14 protein-coding genes are annotated in these 16,490 nt (G+C 56.9%); 6 read left to right on the top strand and 8 right to left on the bottom strand.

Going from position 1 to position 16,490, the window contains the following annotated elements:
• Positions 1-97 precede the first annotated feature (97 nt).
• On the top strand, positions 98-1,471 hold the full coding sequence (locus AAE045_RS10685; protein WP_455547710.1) for an MFS transporter: 1,374 nt from the start codon (positions 98-100) through the stop codon (positions 1,469-1,471).
• A gap of 42 nt (positions 1,472-1,513) precedes the next feature.
• Here the strand turns inward: AAE045_RS10685 and htpX are convergent, their stop codons facing one another.
• The 4 genes from htpX to AAE045_RS10705 form a co-directional block, all read right to left on the bottom strand.
• Positions 1,514-2,395 carry a protease HtpX gene (htpX, locus tag AAE045_RS10690; RefSeq protein WP_202300655.1) on the bottom strand — a complete coding sequence of 294 codons (882 nt, stop codon included), beginning with the start codon at positions 2,393-2,395 and terminating at the stop codon, positions 1,514-1,516.
• 194 nt (positions 2,396-2,589) lie between these two features.
• Positions 2,590-4,638 carry a carboxy terminal-processing peptidase gene (prc, locus tag AAE045_RS10695; RefSeq protein WP_455547711.1) on the bottom strand — a complete coding sequence of 683 codons (2,049 nt, stop codon included), beginning with the start codon at positions 4,636-4,638 and terminating at the stop codon, positions 2,590-2,592.
• Positions 4,639-4,658: 20 nt separating this feature from the next.
• Positions 4,659-5,345, bottom strand: a complete 687-nt coding sequence (proQ, locus tag AAE045_RS10700; protein ID WP_455547712.1) for an RNA chaperone ProQ — start codon at positions 5,343-5,345, stop codon at positions 4,659-4,661.
• Positions 5,346-5,449: 104 nt separating this feature from the next.
• Entirely contained in the window at positions 5,450-5,938 is a 489-nt protein-coding gene (locus tag AAE045_RS10705; RefSeq protein WP_455547713.1) for a GAF domain-containing protein, read from the bottom strand.
• Between the two features lie 168 nt (positions 5,939-6,106).
• On the opposite strand from AAE045_RS10705, the gene yebS reads away from it, so the two are divergent.
• The 5 genes from yebS (at position 6,107) to AAE045_RS10730 (ending at position 12,132) form a co-directional block, all read left to right on the top strand.
• Positions 6,107-7,351 (top strand): membrane integrity lipid transport subunit YebS, encoded by a 1,245-nt coding sequence (yebS, locus tag AAE045_RS10710; RefSeq protein ID WP_455547714.1) that lies wholly within the window; start codon positions 6,107-6,109, stop codon positions 7,349-7,351.
• Positions 7,320-9,953 (top strand): MlaD family protein, encoded by a 2,634-nt coding sequence (locus AAE045_RS10715; protein WP_455547715.1) that lies wholly within the window; start codon positions 7,320-7,322, stop codon positions 9,951-9,953. Before yebS ends, AAE045_RS10715 begins: the two co-directional genes overlap by 32 nt.
• Positions 9,954-10,039: 86 nt before the next feature.
• Positions 10,040-11,482: a 16S rRNA (cytosine(1407)-C(5))-methyltransferase RsmF gene (gene rsmF / locus AAE045_RS10720; protein ID WP_455547716.1), complete on the top strand. Its 1,443-nt coding sequence runs from the start codon at positions 10,040-10,042 to the stop codon at positions 11,480-11,482.
• Between the two features lie 111 nt (positions 11,483-11,593).
• The gene (locus AAE045_RS10725) at positions 11,594-11,833 is read left to right on the top strand and encodes a YebV family protein (protein WP_455424752.1); all 240 of its coding nucleotides are present in this window, start codon (positions 11,594-11,596) and stop codon (positions 11,831-11,833) included.
• A 107-nt stretch (positions 11,834-11,940) separates the two neighbouring features.
• A complete protein-coding gene (locus AAE045_RS10730) occupies positions 11,941-12,132 on the top strand; it encodes a YdfD/YebW family protein (RefSeq protein WP_202300665.1) in 192 nt (63 codons plus the stop codon).
• Between the two features lie 3 nt (positions 12,133-12,135).
• Here the strand turns inward: AAE045_RS10730 and AAE045_RS10735 are convergent, their stop codons facing one another.
• From AAE045_RS10735 to AAE045_RS10750, 4 genes are all read right to left on the bottom strand, one after another.
• Complete coding sequence (locus AAE045_RS10735) at positions 12,136-12,780, bottom strand: metallophosphoesterase (RefSeq protein WP_455547717.1); 645 nt, start codon at positions 12,778-12,780, stop codon at positions 12,136-12,138.
• A 50-nt stretch (positions 12,781-12,830) separates the two neighbouring features.
• Positions 12,831-13,358 (bottom strand): GNAT family N-acetyltransferase, encoded by a 528-nt coding sequence (locus tag AAE045_RS10740; RefSeq protein ID WP_455547718.1) that lies wholly within the window; start codon positions 13,356-13,358, stop codon positions 12,831-12,833.
• A gap of 15 nt (positions 13,359-13,373) precedes the next feature.
• The gene (locus AAE045_RS10745) at positions 13,374-14,627 is read right to left on the bottom strand and encodes an MFS transporter (protein ID WP_455547719.1); all 1,254 of its coding nucleotides are present in this window, start codon (positions 14,625-14,627) and stop codon (positions 13,374-13,376) included.
• A gap of 249 nt (positions 14,628-14,876) precedes the next feature.
• Complete coding sequence (locus AAE045_RS10750) at positions 14,877-16,367, bottom strand: SulP family inorganic anion transporter (protein WP_455547720.1); 1,491 nt, start codon at positions 16,365-16,367, stop codon at positions 14,877-14,879.
• Between the last annotated feature and the right edge of the window lie 123 nt (positions 16,368-16,490).

Here is a 16,490-nt window from a genome sequence, read left to right on the forward strand (position 1 = left end):
ACAATCCGATTTCGTTACAAATCTGCGACCTGTCACAGATATATCGGTGCTAAAATTACAGCTCGCAAAATGACTTCTATTAAGTTGTACTTTTCCTATGGATAAACCCTTATCTGACGGGCTGCCGATGCCCCAGCGTTATGGCGCCATTTTCGCCATCGCGCTCGGCATCACTATAGCCGTACTTGATGGCGCAATCGCCAACGTGGCGCTTCCCACCATTGCTCACGATCTTAATGCCAGCCCTGCCGAATCCATCTGGGTGGTGAACAGCTACCAGATAGCGATTATCGTCTCGCTGCTGTCGATGTCTTTCCTCGGCGATCTTTTTGGCTACCGGCGGGTCTACCAGTGCGGCCTGGTGCTGTTCTGTATGACCTCACTGTTCTGCGCCCTCTCCACTTCGCTTCCTATGCTGACGATAGCGCGCGTGTTGCAGGGCTTCGGCGGGGCTGCGCTAATGAGCGTTAACACCGCGCTAATACGGCTGATCTATCCGCAAAGATTTCTCGGCCGCGGCATGGGTATCAACTCGTTCATCGTGGCCGTCTCATCCGCTGCGGGACCAACCGTAGCGGCCGCCATACTTTCGGTCGCCTCCTGGCAGTGGCTGTTTTTAATCAACGTGCCGATCGGCGTTGTGGCGCTATATTTTGCGCTACGCTATCTGCCGCCCAACCAGCAAAAATCTCAGGGGCAAAAGTTTGATATCCCAAGCGCCATTATGAATGCGCTGACCTTCGGGCTGCTGATTTCCGCCATCAGCGGGTTCTCACAGGGGCAGTCCGGCACGCTTATCCTCGGTGAGCTGGCGGCGCTGCTGGTTATTGGCTATTTCTTTGTCCGCCGTCAGCTTGCCCTTCCGTTCCCCATTTTGCCGGTTGACCTGCTGCGCATCCCGATTTTCTCCCTTTCCATTGGCACCTCGGTTTGTTCATTCGCGGCCCAGATGCTGGCGTTTGTCTCTCTGCCCTTCTTCTTACAGACGACGCTGGGCCGCAGCGAGGTTGAAACCGGGCTGCTGCTGACGCCGTGGCCGCTGGCAACAATGGTAATGGCCCCGCTTGCCGGGTACATGATCGAGCGTTTCCATGCGGGCCTGCTGGGCGGGATTGGGCTGGCGGTGATGGCCTGCGGGCTGTTCGCACTGGCGATGCTGCCGCATAATCCGGGCGATATCGATATTGTCTGGCGGATGATCCTTTGCGGGGCGGGCTTTGGTCTTTTCCAGTCGCCAAACAACCACACGATTATCTCGTCGGCTCCGCGCCATCGCAGCGGGGGCGCCAGCGGCATGCTGGGCACCGCACGTCTGCTGGGACAAAGCACCGGTGCGGCTCTGGTCGCGCTGATGTTCAACATGTTCCATGACCATGGCACCCACGCGTCGCTGATTCTGGCAGGCAGCTTCGCGACCCTTGCCGCCATCGTCAGCAGCCTGCGGATGTCGCAGCCCAGAGTTCAGGCATAAAAAAAGCGAGCCGTCCGGCTCGCTTTTTCACTTCTGCATCGCTTACTTCAGGTAGTCACCGTTACGCAGCGCTTCGATACGTTTGTCCAGCGGCGGGTGGGTCATGAACAGTTCGCTCATAGACTTCGCCTTGCCGTTGATGCAAAACGCCATCATGCTGCTGGCCTCCTGCGGCTCATAGCTGGTCTTCAGACGCTGCAGCGCAGCAATCATTTTTTCACGCCCAACCAGTTTTGCCGAGCCCGCATCGGCGTGGAATTCGCGGTGGCGCGAGAACCACATGGTGATAATGCTGGCCAGGATACCGAAGACGATTTCCAGCACCGTTGCCACGGCGAAATAGACCAGCGGGTTACCGTTGCTGCTTTCGCCCTCGTCCCGGTTGCCGGACAGGAAGCCGGAAGCCACCTGCGCGATGATACGGGAAATAAAGATAACGAAGGTGTTCACCACGCCCTGAATCAGCGTCATGGTGACCATATCCCCGTTGGCGACGTGGCTGATTTCGTGAGCGATCACGGCCTCAGCTTCATCGCGGCTCATGTTTTGTAGGAGTCCGGTGCTGACGGCGACCAGCGAAGCATCACGACGGGCACCCGTCGCAAAGGCGTTGATGTCAGGCGCATGATAGACAGCCACCTGCGGCATCGCGATACCCGCCTGCTGCGACTGACGACGAACGGTCTCAAGCAGCCAGCGCTCTGTTTCATTACGCGGTTGTTCAATCACTTCCCCACCCACCGAGCGCAGTGCCATCCACTTCGACATCAGCAGTGAGACGATTGAACCACCAAAGCCAAACAGTACCGCCATGATCATCAGACCGGAAACGCTGCTTGACTGGATCCCCGTCAGGCTTAGCACCAGCCCGAAAACGACCATAACCGCAAGGTTGGTCAGCAGGAAAAGCCCGATACGCATCATAATTTTCTTTTTACCTCGGTTTTCAAAATACGCACTGTGCGTTACCCCACATCGTAGGGGCAAGCCCGCCATTTTCAAGCATTGCGGCTTCACAAGTGATTAATAATACATATCTTTACATAAAACGGAGACGGGGCTGACGTGGCTTGAGAGAGGTAGAAAAACGGGCCCGGTTTAACGGGCCCGTTGGGGGATTACTTCGCGGGTGCCGGTTGTTCCGCCGGCTTGCCCTGTTCCATCTTCGCGAGGTCGAGGGCAATGTGAACCGTTTCATCGAGATACGGGTCGGGTTCCTGATAATCCTTCGGCAAATCTTCCAGCTTTTTCAGCGGTGGTTTGCCTGCACGCTTGTAGCGGTCGTTAATACGGGCCAGACGCGTGGCGTCATCTTCCTGGTTTTCTTTCTCACGCTGGGCGAGATTCAGAGAGATGATGCTGCGTTTCTCTTTCAGGGCATTGAACCGGGCAATGTCCTTCGAGATGTACTGGAACTCAGGATCCGCAGCGATGCGCTCCTGGTGCATTTTCAACAGCTGAGGCTCGAACGGTGCCATATCGCCAGACTTCACGTAGGTCGCAGCATTGATGCTGTCCCACGGAAGCGCGTTATCTTCGAACTTCTCACCGGTTTCGGTCTCTTGCGTGCCGGTAGGCATCATGACGTCCGGCGTAACACCTTTACGTTGGGTACTGCCGCCGTTGACGCGGTAGAACTTCTGAATGGTGTACTGCACGGAGCCAAGAGCAGGCCATTCCGGGCGCAGCATCTGATCGTAAATACGATTCAGAGAACGATACTGCTGCACGGTGCCTTTACCGAAGGTCGGCTCACCAACAATCAGCGCACGACCGTAATCCTGCATAGCAGCAGCAAAGATTTCGGAGGCGGAGGCGCTGAAGCGGTCAACCATCACCACCAGCGGGCCTTTATAATAAACCACGCCGTCGGTATCGCTATCTTCACGAACCTTGCCGTTGTTGTCGCGCACCTGAACGACCGGGCCGCTTGGGATAAACAGGCCGGACAGGGAGACCGCTTCGGTCAGCGCGCCGCCGCCGTTAGAACGCAGATCGATGATCACGCTCTTCACGTTCTGTTTTTCCATTTTCTGCAGCTGGACTTTGACGTCATCCGTCAGGCCCACGTAGAAGCCGGGAATATCCAGCACGCCGACTTTGTCTTTACCGACGGTTTTCACCGTCAGCTTCACGGCGCGGTCTTCGAGGCGAATACGTTCGCGCGTCAGCGTGACGATACGGGTTTTGGTTCCCTTACCGGCAGGCAGGATCTCAAGGCGCACTTTGCTGCCCTTCGGTCCTTTTATTAACGCCACCACGTCGTCCAGACGCCAGCCGATGACATCGACCATGCCTTTACCCGTCTGGCCCACGCCAACAATGCGATCGCCAACGGTAATCGCTTTGCTTTTCGCAGCCGGTCCGCCCGCGACCATGGAGTTGATAACCGTGTAGTCATCGTCCATTTGCAGCACGGCACCGATACCTTCCAGAGAAAGGCTCATTTCGGTGTTGAACTGCTCGGTATTGCGCGGAGAGAGGTAGTTAGTGTGCGGGTCGATTTCGTGGGCAAAAGCGGTCATTGCCAGAGAGAAGACGTCTTCGCTGTTGCTCTGCGCCAGGCGGCGTATCGCAAACTGATAGCGCTTGGTCAGCGTCTCACGAATTTCTTTCTCGTCTTTACCGGTCAGCTTGAGGCTCAGCTCGTCGTACTTAACCTTGCCATCCCAGAGTTTATTGAGTTCATCAACGCTGGTCGGCCAGGGCGATTTACTGCGATCCAGATTAAAGGTGTCGTTGCCGGTAAAGTCCATCGGACGTTCCAACACCTTCAGCGCATACTGATAACGTTCAAAACGGCGCTTCTGACCCAGATTATACAAATCGTAAAACACATCCAGCTTGCCGGAACGCAGCTCGTCGCCAATCTGCCCTTTCTTTGCCGCATACTGCTCAACGTCGCTGGCAAGCAGTACGTTGTGGCTGTAGTCGAGCAAATTCAGGTAGCGGTCAAAGATTTTGGCGGAGAAGTTTTGATCCAGGTCGAACTGGCGGTAGTGCGAGCGAGTAAAGCGCGAGGTTACGCGCTCACTCACCGTGGCATGCTGAGCTTCTTCCTTTAGCTGCGGAATCTGATCGGCACGCGTGATGTTCTCAACGGCCAGCGTGCTGCCTGCAAAGAATAACAGACTGGCGACGGCCGTAAGCTTAAAGAGTTTGTTCATGCCCGGGTCTGGCCTCCGTTTCAGAACGACAAGTGTTCTGCGCGTACAATCATAGCCATACCAGAAGTCAGCTGTACACGGACGCCATCTTTGGTAATTTCCAGTACGGTGGCATCCATCGCGTTGTTACCCGCTTTGACTTTAATTGCCTGGCCTACCTGCAGAGCCGAAATATCCGTAACTGGCGTGCGTTTCTCTTCACGCGGCGCAGGTGCAGCCGGTTTTTCAGCGCGTGGTTTACGCTCTGAAGTTTCTTTACGACGTGGAGCCTGAGCCGGGCGTGGTTTGCGCTCACGACGAGGCTTGTCTTCGACAGTCTCACCGTTAGCAATTGCGGCTTCACGTTTTTTCGCTTGCTGTTCGGCACGCTGAGCCTGAACGCGAGCTTTTGCTTCTTCGAGCTGCTTGCGGGCATGCTCTACGTGTTGCTCGTCCAGCTCCCCGCAAGGGTTGCCGTCGAGGTCGACGCGCACTGCACCGACTTTGATACCGTACAGGTAACGCCAGCTTGAAGTATAAAGACGTAACGCGGAGCGAAGCTGAGTCTTACTGAGGCTCATTTCGCCTTCAACGCGCGCGACCAGATCCTGGAAGATTCCAATCTTCAGGGGGCGAGCTTCACCTTCAGCGCTGAAGCACTGGGGGAAACGCTCTGCCAGAAAGGCGATAACTTCTTTGCTGCTATTCAACTTGGGTTGATTTTCCATGAAATTTCCTGATTACAACGGAGTAGCCAACATTCCGCAGGCATGAACAGGCGACATTATAATGACGCTATCGGCAAATGCCACGTTATCCGTTGCTTATCATGCTATCGAGTGAAGAATTTTTTATAATCCGTAGCGGCGAGCAGCTCTGAAAGCCGCGCAACCAGTTGGGATAAGCCTTGTTGGTCTTCCGGGGAGAAGCGCCCGTATTCGGTGCTGTCGATATCCAGAACGCCCACGATTTCGTCATTCACCACCAGCGGGAAGACGATTTCGGAATTGCTTGCGGCGTCGCAGGCGATGTGGCCATCAAAGGCATGCACATCTTCCACCCGCTGAACCTGAGCCGTAGAGATCGCCGTGCCGCACACGCCTTTACCAACCGGAATGCGTACGCAGGCGATTTTGCCCTGGAACGGGCCCAGCACCAGCGTATTGGATTCAAGAAGATAGAAGCCTGCCCAGTTCACACCCTCCAGGCGTTCAAACAGCAGCGCGCTGGTATTAGCCAGCGTGGCTAAAAAACTTGTTTCACCTGCCATTAATGCACTGAAATCGCGATTTAAATCCGCGTAAAATTGTTCTTTGTTCATTGAGTAACCATTTGTTGTCTGACTCTACTGCATAGCATACTAAAATAAGCACTAAATGCGCTGCGCCACAAGGTGTATCATTTTATGAATTACTATAGGCTTAATGAATAATTTATAACTGACCGAGAGGCGACATGCCGCACTGCTCTTCCTGGCCAACGACGACACATGAAAATACACGCCATTAGTCAGGTTTTGCCGGAGGCACGTTATCAGCGTTGCCCGGAATGCGATACCCTTTTCTCGCTGCCGCAGGTTAAATCCTCCCAGAGCGCGTACTGCCCACGTTGTGATGCCAAAGTGCATCACGGACGGGACTGGCCGATGACCCGTTTAACGGCGATGGCGGTTGCCATGCTATTGCTGATGCCGGTGGCCTTCACCGAGCCGCTGGTGCGCATCTGGCTGTTAGGCACCAAAATCGATGCCAACGTCTTCCAGGGCATCTGGCAGATGACGCATCAGGGTGACCCCGTCACTGCCGCAATGGTGCTCTTCTGTGCGGTTGGCGCACCGGCCACGCTCGTGGCGGCCATCATCTATCTCTACTTCGGCAACATCCTGGGCATGAACCTGCGTCCCGTCCTGCTGATGCTCGACAAGCTTAAAGAGTGGGTGATGCTCGATATCTACCTGGTCGGCATCGGCGTGGCGTCAATTAAAGTCAAAGAGTATGCTTTTATGCAGCCCGGGGTGGGCCTGGTGGCCTTTGTCGCGCTGGTCGTGCTGAGCCTGATGACGATGATCCACCTGAACGTTGAGCAGCTCTGGGAACGTTTTTATCCCCAGCGGCCGCCGCGGGCCTACAACGCCCAGCTCCGCGTCTGTCTGGGCTGCCATTTCACGGGTATTCCCGACGAGCGCGGGCGCTGTCCTCGCTGCCACGTGCCCCTGCGCAACCGCCGCAGGCAAAGCCTGCAAAAGTCATGGGCGGCGCTTATCGCCTCCATCATGTTCCTTTTGCCTGCGAACCTGCTGCCGATATCTATTATTTACGTTAATGGTTCCCGCCAGGAAGATACGATCCTCTCGGGCATTATCTCTTTAGCCAGCGGCAACATTCCCGTGGCAATTGTGGTGTTTATTGCCAGTATTCTCGTGCCCTTTACTAAAGTGATTGTGATGCTCACCCTGCTGCTGAGCATCCACTTCAAGTGTGAGAGAGGCCTGCGTACGCGTATCCTGCTGCTGCGCTTAATTACCTGGATTGGCCGCTGGTCAATGCTGGATTTGTTCGTCATTGCACTCACCATGTCACTGGTCAACCGCGATCAGCTGCTGGCATTTACTATGGGACCGGCTGCGTTTTATTTTGGCGCGGCGGTTATTTTAACTATTCTTGCTGTCGAATGGCTGGATAGCCGACTACTTTGGGACGCACATGAGTCAGGAAACGCCCGCTTCACCGACTGAAGCGCGAATTAAAACAAAACGCCGGATCTCCCCTTTCTGGCTGCTGCCGATTATCGCCCTGCTGATTGCGAGCTGGCTTATCTGGACCACGTATCAGGAGCGGGGAACCACCGCGACCATCGACTTTGTGTCGGCTGACGGCATCGTCGCCGGGCGAACGCCCGTCCGTTTCCAGGGCGTGGAAGTTGGCACCGTGCAGAGCATCAGCCTGGGGAAAAACCTCAATAAGATCGCGGTAAAAGTCAGCATTAAAAGCGATATGAAAGATGCGCTGCGCGAAGAAACACAATTCTGGCTGGTTACGCCGAAAGCCTCGCTGGCGGGCGTATCAGGCCTGGATGCGCTGGTCGGCGGTAACTATATCGGCATGATGCCGGGTAAAGGCGAACCAAAAAATCATTTCACCGCGCTGGATACCCAGCCGAAATATCGCCTGAACAACGGCGAACTGATGATCCACCTTCACGCCCCGGACCTCGGCTCGCTGAACAGCGGCTCGCTGGTTTACTTCCGCAAGATCCCGGTTGGCCGCGTTTACGACTACACCATTAATCAGAACAAACAGGGCGTCACCATTGACGTGCTTATTGACCGCCGCTTCACTAGCCTCGTGAAAAAAGGCAGCCGCTTCTGGAATGTCTCGGGTGTGAAATCCGACATCAGCCTGAGCGGCGCGCATGTGCAGCTCGAAAGCCTGGCCGCGCTGGTCAACGGCGCCATCGCCTTTGACTCCCCGGAAAAATCAGCCCAGGCAAAAGCCGACGACGAATTTGGCCTGTACGAAGACCTGGCCCACAGCCAGCGGGGCGTACTGGTAAAACTGGATCTGCCGGACGGCGCAGGTCTGAAGGCTGATTCAACGCCGCTGATGTATCAGGGGCTGGAGGTCGGCACCCTGACCAAGCTGGATCTGAACCCTGGCGGCGCCGTCACCGGTGAAATGACCGTTGACCCAGGCGTGGTGAATTTGCTGCGCACCGGCACGCGCATCGAACTGCGCAGCCCTAAAATTTCCCTGAATAACCCGAGCATCAGCAGCCTGCTTACCGGCAAAACCTTCGAGCTTGTTCCCGGCGAAGGCGATCCTCAGGACCATTTCGTGATCCTGCCGAGCGACAAAACGCCGCTGCAGCAGCCAAACGTGCTGACGCTGACGCTGACCGCGCCGGAAAGCTACGGCATTGATGCGGGCCAGCCGGTTATTCTGCACGGCATTCAGATTGGTCAGGTTCTGGAGCGCTCGCTGAGCAAAAAAGGCGTCAGCTTCGCGGTCGCTATCGAGCCGCAGTATCGCCATCTGCTGCAGGGCGACAGCAAGTTTGTGGTCAACAGCCGCCTCGACGTCAAGCTGGGCATGGACGGCGTTGAATTTCTCGGCGCCAGCGCCAGCGAGTGGCTGAGCGGGGGCATCCGCGTGCTGCCCGGTAATAAAGGCGAGATGAAATCGACCTACCCTCTGTATGCCAATCTGGAAAAGGCGGTTGAAAACAGCCTGAGTGATTTACCGACGACCACGCTGACCCTGACGGCCTCCAGCCTGCCGGATATCCAGACCGGATCCGTGGTGCTGTACCGTAAGTTCCAGGTCGGCGAAATTATCACCGTGCGCCCGAAAGCGAACAGTTTCGATATCGACGTGCATATCAAGCCGGAGTTCCGCCATCTGCTTACCGCTAACAGCATATTCTGGGCTGAAGGCGGCGCCCGCGTGCAGCTTAACGGCAACGGCCTGACCGTGCAGGCATCACCGCTTTCCCGTGCCCTGAAGGGCGCCATCAGTTTCGATAACCTGAGCGGTGCCGGAGCGGGCCTGACGAAAAACGATAAGCGAGTGCTTTATGCCTCGGAAACCGCCGCGCGCGCGGTAGGCAGCCAGATCACTCTGCATACTTATGATGCCAACAAGCTCTCTGCGGGGATGCCAATCCGCTATCTGGGTATTGATATCGGCCAGCTTGAGTCCATCAACCTCACCGCCTCGCGCAGCGAAGTAGAGGCCAAAGCGGTGCTCTACCCCGAGTTCGTGAAAACCTTCGCCCGCGGCGGTACGCGCTTCTCGGTGGTCACGCCGAAGATTTCTGCGGGGGGCATCGACAATCTGGATACGATTCTGCAGCCGTACATCAACGTTGAGCCTGGCCGCGGCTCCCCGCGCCGTGACTTTGAGCTGCAGGAAGCGACGATTACCGACTCCCGCTATTCCGACGGTCTGAACGTTGTGCTGGAGGTGCCGGAGGCCGGTGGGCTGAGCATCGGAACGCCGGTGCTGTTCCGTGGCGTTGAGGTTGGTACCGTAACCGGCCTGACGCTGGGCAACCTCTCCGACCGCGTAATGGTCGGGCTGCGCATCAGCAAGCGCTTCCAGCACCTCGTGCGCGACAGCTCGGTGTTCTGGCTGGCCTCGGGCTACAGCCTTGATTTCGGGCTGACGGGCGGCGTCGTTAAAACCGGCACTTTCAACCAGTTTATTCGCGGTGGCGTTGCGTTTGCTACCCCGCCGGGAACGCCGCTGGCGCCGAAGGCAGAGCCGGGTAAACACTTCCTGCTGCTGGAAAGCGAGCCAAAAGAGTGGCGTCAATGGGGCACCGCCCTGCCGCGCTAGACATCATTCTGACTAACAGCCCCGGTAATAGCCGGGGCTTTTTTTATGCTACACTGCGCCCCTTATTTTTCTCTGGAACTCCCTTCGTGGCTCAATCTCACTCCGCTTTCCTCCCGCAGGCATTTCTTGACGTCATGCGCGATGCGCTTCCGGCTGGCCTCACGCTCGACGATTTTATCGAGTACAGCCAGCGCCCGCTGCGCCGCAGCCTGCGCGTTAACACCCTTAAGATCTCCGTTGCCGATTTCCTGGCGCTGGTTGCACCCTATAACTGGCAGCTGACGCCGATCCCATGGTGTGCGGAAGGATTCTGGATCGAGCGGGAAGACGAAGAAAGCCTGCCGCTGGGCAGCACCGCCGAGCACCTGAGCGGCATGTTCTATATTCAGGAGGCCAGCTCCATGCTGCCGGTGGCGGCCCTGTTCGCCGACGGCCGCGACCCGCAGCGCATCATGGACGTGGCCGCCGCTCCCGGTTCCAAAACCACCCAGATTGCGGCCCGCATGGGGAACAACGGCGCGATTCTTGCCAACGAATACTCCGCCAGCCGCGTCAAAGTGCTGCACGCGAACATCAGCCGCTGCGGCATCAGCAACGTCGCCCTGACCCACTTCGACGGCCGGGTGTTTGGCGCGGCGCTCCCGGAATGCTTTGATGCCATTCTGCTTGATGCCCCCTGCTCCGGTGAGGGCGTGGTGCGTAAGGATCCCGATGCGCTGCGGAACTGGACGCCCGAAAGCACTTCCGGCATCGCCGATACCCAGCGCGAGCTGATTGCCAGCGCGTTTCACGCCCTGAAGCCGGGCGGCACGCTGATTTACTCGACCTGCACGCTGAACCGCGAAGAAAACCAGCAGATTTGCCAGTGGCTGCTTGATGAATGGCCCGACGCGGTGGAAGTCGACCCGCTGAACGACCTGTTCCAGGACGCGGACAAAGCGATTACGCCTGAAGGCTATCTTCACGTCTTCCCGCAGATTTACGACTGTGAAGGCTTTTTCGTCGCCCGCCTGCGGAAAACGGCCTCTGTTGAGCAGCTTCCGACACCGGGCTACAAAGTCGGCAAGTTCCCGTTTGCGCCGCTGCACGGTCGCCAGGCCGCTGACGTTGTCGCCTCCGCTGCAAAAGTGGGTCTCAGCTGGGGCGACGGACTTAAGCTGTGGCAGCGCGACAAAGAAGTCTGGCTTTTTCCGGAGGAGATGATCCCTTTGTTTGGCAAAGTGCGCTTCTCGCGCATCGGCCTGCGCCTGGCTGAGCAGTACAACAAGGGATACCGCTGGCAGCACGAAGCCGTTATTGCTCTGGTCAAAGGGGATTCCCCTCTCGCCTTTGAGCTGACCGAGGCTGAAGCGGACGAGTGGTATCACGGACGAGACGTCTATCCGGAAACCTCGCCCGCGTCTGATGACGTTGTGGTGACCTATCAGGGGCAACCCGTTGGGCTGGCGAAAAAAATTGGATCGCGCCTGAAGAATAGCTATCCGCGAGAGCTGGTTCGCGACGGCAAGCTATTCGCTGGCAGCCGTTAATTTGCCTTAAAAATGATCGCTTTTTATTTGGCACTTTTTGCACCGTTGACTAGGCTGAAAAGTGGGTGGCCGAACTGGTCATACCACACCGGGTGCAAAAAGGAGAGCGAGATGACGAAAACTAACGTACGAATAGGCATGTTCGAAATCGACGATGCCGAACTGCACGGCGAGCAGCAGGGGGAACGAACGTTAACCATCCCTTGTAAATCCGATCCTGACCTGTGCATGCAGCTTGATGCCTGGGATGATGAAACCAGTATTCCTGCCGTCCTGGACGGCGAACACTCCGTGCTCTACCGTCAGCATTACGACCAGAAGTCCGATGCCTGGGTCATGCGCCTTGCCTGATCCAGAATGAACCCGTCGCCAGGCGGGTTATTTTTAAACGTCCCAATTTTCCCCCTTTGCGTCGGATCCCCTACAATAAAGCTAAACGGAGCGGTCAAGAGGCGCTAATGTTTGCTTTGGTTTTATTTGTTTGTTACCTGGACGGCGGCTGCGACGATATCGTCATTGATGTGTTTAACACCGAGCAGCAATGCCTGTCCGCGATGGATGAGCAGCGTATGCGGCACGGGGGCTGTTATCCGGTAGAGGAATTTATCGACAGCTTCTGGCGTCCGGCGCAGGAATACAGCGACCTGTAGCCGCTACTGCACCTGAATCATCGTCAGCTTGTTGCCAAATACCGCACCGGTATCGATATAGTTCTGGTTGTAGAAATGGGCGCTGTTTTTAAGCGGCGTATGCCCGAAGTAAAACTCATCGGCACCAGCGATGCTTTCGCCTTCACCCGCCATATTGCGGTTGAGCCTTTCACGGCTCCACAGCAGACGATGCTCGTCAACCGGCTTGTTCCAGGCGTAGTCAGAAGAAGGATAATCCGCATGGGCGATGACAAACATTTGACCGCCGGTGTGCAGCTCGATTATCAACGGCAGCTCGCGACAGCGCAGCAACGCGGCTCGCACCCATTCCTGGCGTGCGGCAGTCAGGCCGCGAAACCAGTCGCCGCCGTTCATCGCCCAAAGCATTCTGTCGCCCTGCTCCAGCGACGCCAGCGCCATCTCTTCATGGTTGCCACATACCGCCCTGAACCAGCGTTTATCCAGCAGGGCGAGACAGCCAGGGCTGTCCGGGCCACGGTCGATCACATCGCCTACGGAGATCACCAGATCCTGCCAGGGGTCGAAACTACAGGCTTTCAGCTGCGCGACCAGCTTCGTCAGGCAGCCGTGCAGATCGCCCACGATATAAATATGCCGCCAGTTTTCACCGTCAATCCGCTGATACATAGCGCCGCCTCCGGCCTGGACCTGATAACTCAGTATAGGCCAGAGCCAAATCAGGAAGGCTGACGGACCAGCATTCGCACCTGTTTACCGTGGTAGGTCACAAAGTGTCGAAAGAGAAAGCCGTTGCTTTCGGCAAGGTGGATGGAACGCTGGTTGTCATCGTCAATAATGCAGCAGACCGGTCCGTCAAAAGCGCCGTCCGCCCAGGCTAAAATCGCCTTCAGCGCTTCCTTTGCGTACCCCTTTCCCTGTACTGCCGGGATTAGTGACCAGCCTGCCTCCGGGTATTCCAGCGGCGGAGTGAGATCGCGATGGGCTTCCTGAAAACCAAACGAGCCGATATAGCGCCCCGTTGATTTCTCAAACAGAGCCCAGTAGCCGTAGCCAAACGCGTGCCAGTGGCCGATATAGCGCAGCAGGCGGCCCCAGGTCATCTCAGCGCTTTGCGGCTGGCCGTTGCCGATAAACTTCACCATTTCCGGGTCGGCCCAGCAGGCCGCCAGCTCGTCAAAATCGTCCAGGGTAATCTGGCGTAGCGTCAGGCGCTCAGTGTTCAGCTCAGGTGCTTCCGTAATCATTTCCATCCCCCTTTATTATGCATCCTGCAGGCGTGACAGCATGCTGAGCCTGCAGGCGTAAATAATCGCGCACAACAGCAGGCTGAGCAAGGCGGTGCTGATGAATACCCCTGCTCCGGTCAGCGCCAGCATCACGCCCCCTATTAACGGCCCTGCGGCAATGCCCAGCGTCGTCAGCGTGGAGGCGCCAAGATAGGCACCGCGGTGTTCGGCGGGGGCCAGCTGGTCGAGCAGAATATTAAGATTCGGCATCAGGATCGCCTCCCCCATGCTGAAAATGCCGGTGACCATGAGCCATACCCAGGTTTCCGTCGAGCGCGTGGCAAAAAAGCAAAGCTGCGAAAAAGCAAAGATCGCCCCGCCCAGCAAAATACGTTTCGGCAGATTAATATGCGCCATAAAACGCACGATGAATGTCTGTAACACCAGCACGGTGCAGGCGTTAGTCACCAGAATAAGGGTGATGAGCTTCACCGCCGCGTCCGCGTTCAGCAGCAATAAATACTGCGGCAATACCGCCTCGTAATGGATAAAAACGATGCTGCATAAAATGCTGCACAGCAGCGCCGCAACGTAGATTTTATCCCTGGCGATGATGCCCATCACCTGATGCAGCTTAACCGCCGGGCCGCTGCTGCTCTGCTGTTTGCCTAACAGTTTTCCCGCCGGGATAAAGAGCAGCACGTAAACGAAGAACGGGAGATAGGTCAGCCCGGTGATTAAAAACGTGCCTTTCTGGGACGTGAGGCCGAAAACAATCCCTACCAGCGGACCAAACACCGCCGCAACGTTAATCAGGTAATAACGCATTTGCAGGGCAAGCGCGCGGCGACGGCGGTCACCGAGCAGGTCACTCATCAGGGCGCGGACCGGCGGATCGACCCACGCAAAGCACACGCCGATAATCATCAGCCCGGTGATAAACAGCCCCATTCCCGTGGCAAGGGCAAGCGTCATATACCCGACGGCGGAAAAACCGCAGCCCAGCAGAAGAATAACCCGTCGCCCAAGCCTGTCGGAGATCTGCCCGCCGTACATGCCGAGTACCACCGAAATCAGCGCGCTGCTGGTCATCGCCACGCCAATAGCGATCGGCGACATATGGTAATTCTGCGTCATGATCACCGCGATAAACGGCCACGCCATAAAATAGCTGAACCGGATGACGAGCGTAAAAAATAGCAGCGCGTGAACGGTGCCTGGAAAGGTTTTTAACGTCTGGAATAAGCTCGGTTCCGCGCAGGCCTCGGCGGCGGGTTTTGTCGTCATACATCATCCTGTACATTTTTGTTATTAAGATGCGGGGGCCGCCCTGCAATATAAGCGGTTAAATAGTAATAAGATTATTCCGCCGCAGCCGCAACGATAATGTTAAGGAAATGTTTAATTCGCCAGCTTATGACTCGAACGCTATCAACGGCAGCGATTTATAGGGAAAAGTGTGATGCAGGCCCCAGAGGGCGGTGATAAACACTGAAGTGACCGGTAGCCCCTTGCGGGCTACCGGTGTGAAGAGGATTAGAGTTTACCTGTGAGCCGTTCGTGGAAGTCCGCGCTGCGAATATCCAGGCCAACGATTTCTACTCTGGCCTCATAGCGCCGGTAGCGGGTTTCAATGGCGTCCAGCACCGCGACGGTTGAAGCATCCCAGATCTGCGCGTGTGACAGGTCGATAATGACGTGCTGCGGGTCGTCGGCGTAGTGGAAATGTTCAAACAGATCGTTACTGCTGGCGAAGAACAGCGGCCCGGTCACCGTATAGCGAACGGAGCTACCATCAGCCGCGAGCTTACGCTCCGCGCGAACAACGTGGGCGATACGGCGGGCAAACAGCATCATGGCGAAAATCACGCCGCCCAGCACGCCGATGGCCAGATTCCCCGTATAGACGGTGACGACAACCGTGACGACCATCACCAGCGTCTCCGGCACCGGCATACGCCTTAGGGTCGAGGGTTTTACGCTGTGCCAGTTAAGCGTTTTGACCGCCACAATCATCATAATGCCCGCCAGCACCACCATCGGGATCTTTGCCATCATGTCGCTGAGGCCGGTTACCAGCAGCAGAAGCACCAGGCCTGCGGCCAGCGTTGAAATACGCGTGCGGCCCTTGCCAAGCTCGACGTTGACGATGGTCTGTCCGATCATCGCGCAGCCCGCGATGCCGCCGTAGAACCCGGCAAAAATGTTGGACAGCCCAAGCCCCCAGCATTCACGGCGTTTGCTGGACGGCGTATCCGTCAGCTCGTCCACCAGCTTCGCCGTCAGCAGCGACTCCATCAGGCCTACAAACGCGATGCTCAATGCGCACGGCCAGACAATCCGCAGCGTATCCAGGCTCAGCGGAACCATCAGCTCGGTCAGACCGGGCAGGCCAGCCCTCATCGGGCCGGTATCCCCTACCGTTGGCATCGTCCAGCCCATCGCCACGCTGGCAACGGTGATGACCACGATTGCCACCAGCGGCGACGGGACGGTTTTGAACACCCGCGGCAGCAAAAGCACTATCGCCAGCGTTGCTGCGAATAATCCCCAGACCAACGGGCTGTTTCCCCAGACGTGCGGCACCTGGGCAAAGAAAATCAGAATGCCCAGCGCGTTCACAAATCCGGTCATCACGGAAAGCGGAATATAACGCATCATGCGCGCAAGACCGGTCACGCCGAACAGGATCTGGATCAGCCCGCCCAGCACGACGGCGGGCAAAATATATCCCACGCCATACTGATGCACCATCGGTCCGATAACTAACGCGACGGAACCTGCCGCAGCCGTCACCATCGCCGGACGACCGCCGAGCACCGACATCGCAAGGCAAAGCACGATGGACGCAACCAGGCTGACCTTAGGATCGACCCCGGCAATAACGGAGAAAGAGATAACTTCCGGGATCAGCGCCAGCGCGGTGATCACACCCGCCAGGGTTTCCCGCACGAGCAGGCGCGGAGAGCGTAAGACAGCGTTAAGGGAATTTTCCCTCGCATGCGTCTGTGTTTGAGTGGTTGTCATAGATTTGTCTTTGCAGGTTTATCGTTTTTATTACCGCGCCATCACGGGCGGGCGTGGCCAGGCCGGGCGTGATTGTACTGGCAGAATCGTGAGGATGCTAATGAATGTAAAAAACCCCGGCGA

This window comes from Dryocola clanedunensis, assembly GCF_038405435.1.
GTDB classification, from domain to species: domain Bacteria; phylum Pseudomonadota; class Gammaproteobacteria; order Enterobacterales; family Enterobacteriaceae; genus Dryocola; species Dryocola clanedunensis_A.

What these genes read in the sequence shown, in the direction of transcription:
- yebS (WP_455547714.1), top strand. Translation starts at nt 6,107, where the DNA reads ATGAAAATACACGCCATTAGTCAGGTTTTGCCGGAGGCACGTTATCAG.
- AAE045_RS10715 (WP_455547715.1), top strand. Translation starts at nt 7,320, where the DNA reads ATGAGTCAGGAAACGCCCGCTTCACCGACTGAAGCGCGAATTAAAACA.
- proQ (WP_455547712.1), bottom strand. Translation starts at nt 5,345, where the DNA reads ATGGAAAATCAACCCAAGTTGAATAGCAGCAAAGAAGTTATCGCCTTT.
- AAE045_RS10725 (WP_455424752.1), top strand. Translation starts at nt 11,594, where the DNA reads ATGACGAAAACTAACGTACGAATAGGCATGTTCGAAATCGACGATGCC.
- AAE045_RS10705 (WP_455547713.1), bottom strand. Translation starts at nt 5,938, where the DNA reads ATGAACAAAGAACAATTTTACGCGGATTTAAATCGCGATTTCAGTGCA.
- prc (WP_455547711.1), bottom strand. Translation starts at nt 4,638, where the DNA reads ATGAACAAACTCTTTAAGCTTACGGCCGTCGCCAGTCTGTTATTCTTT.
- AAE045_RS10750 (WP_455547720.1), bottom strand. Translation starts at nt 16,367, where the DNA reads ATGACAACCACTCAAACACAGACGCATGCGAGGGAAAATTCCCTTAAC.
- htpX (WP_202300655.1), bottom strand. Translation starts at nt 2,395, where the DNA reads ATGATGCGTATCGGGCTTTTCCTGCTGACCAACCTTGCGGTTATGGTC.
- AAE045_RS10745 (WP_455547719.1), bottom strand. Translation starts at nt 14,627, where the DNA reads ATGACGACAAAACCCGCCGCCGAGGCCTGCGCGGAACCGAGCTTATTC.
- AAE045_RS10735 (WP_455547717.1), bottom strand. Translation starts at nt 12,780, where the DNA reads ATGTATCAGCGGATTGACGGTGAAAACTGGCGGCATATTTATATCGTG.
- AAE045_RS10740 (WP_455547718.1), bottom strand. Translation starts at nt 13,358, where the DNA reads ATGATTACGGAAGCACCTGAGCTGAACACTGAGCGCCTGACGCTACGC.
- AAE045_RS10730 (WP_202300665.1), top strand. Translation starts at nt 11,941, where the DNA reads ATGTTTGCTTTGGTTTTATTTGTTTGTTACCTGGACGGCGGCTGCGAC.
- AAE045_RS10685 (WP_455547710.1), top strand. Translation starts at nt 98, where the DNA reads ATGGATAAACCCTTATCTGACGGGCTGCCGATGCCCCAGCGTTATGGC.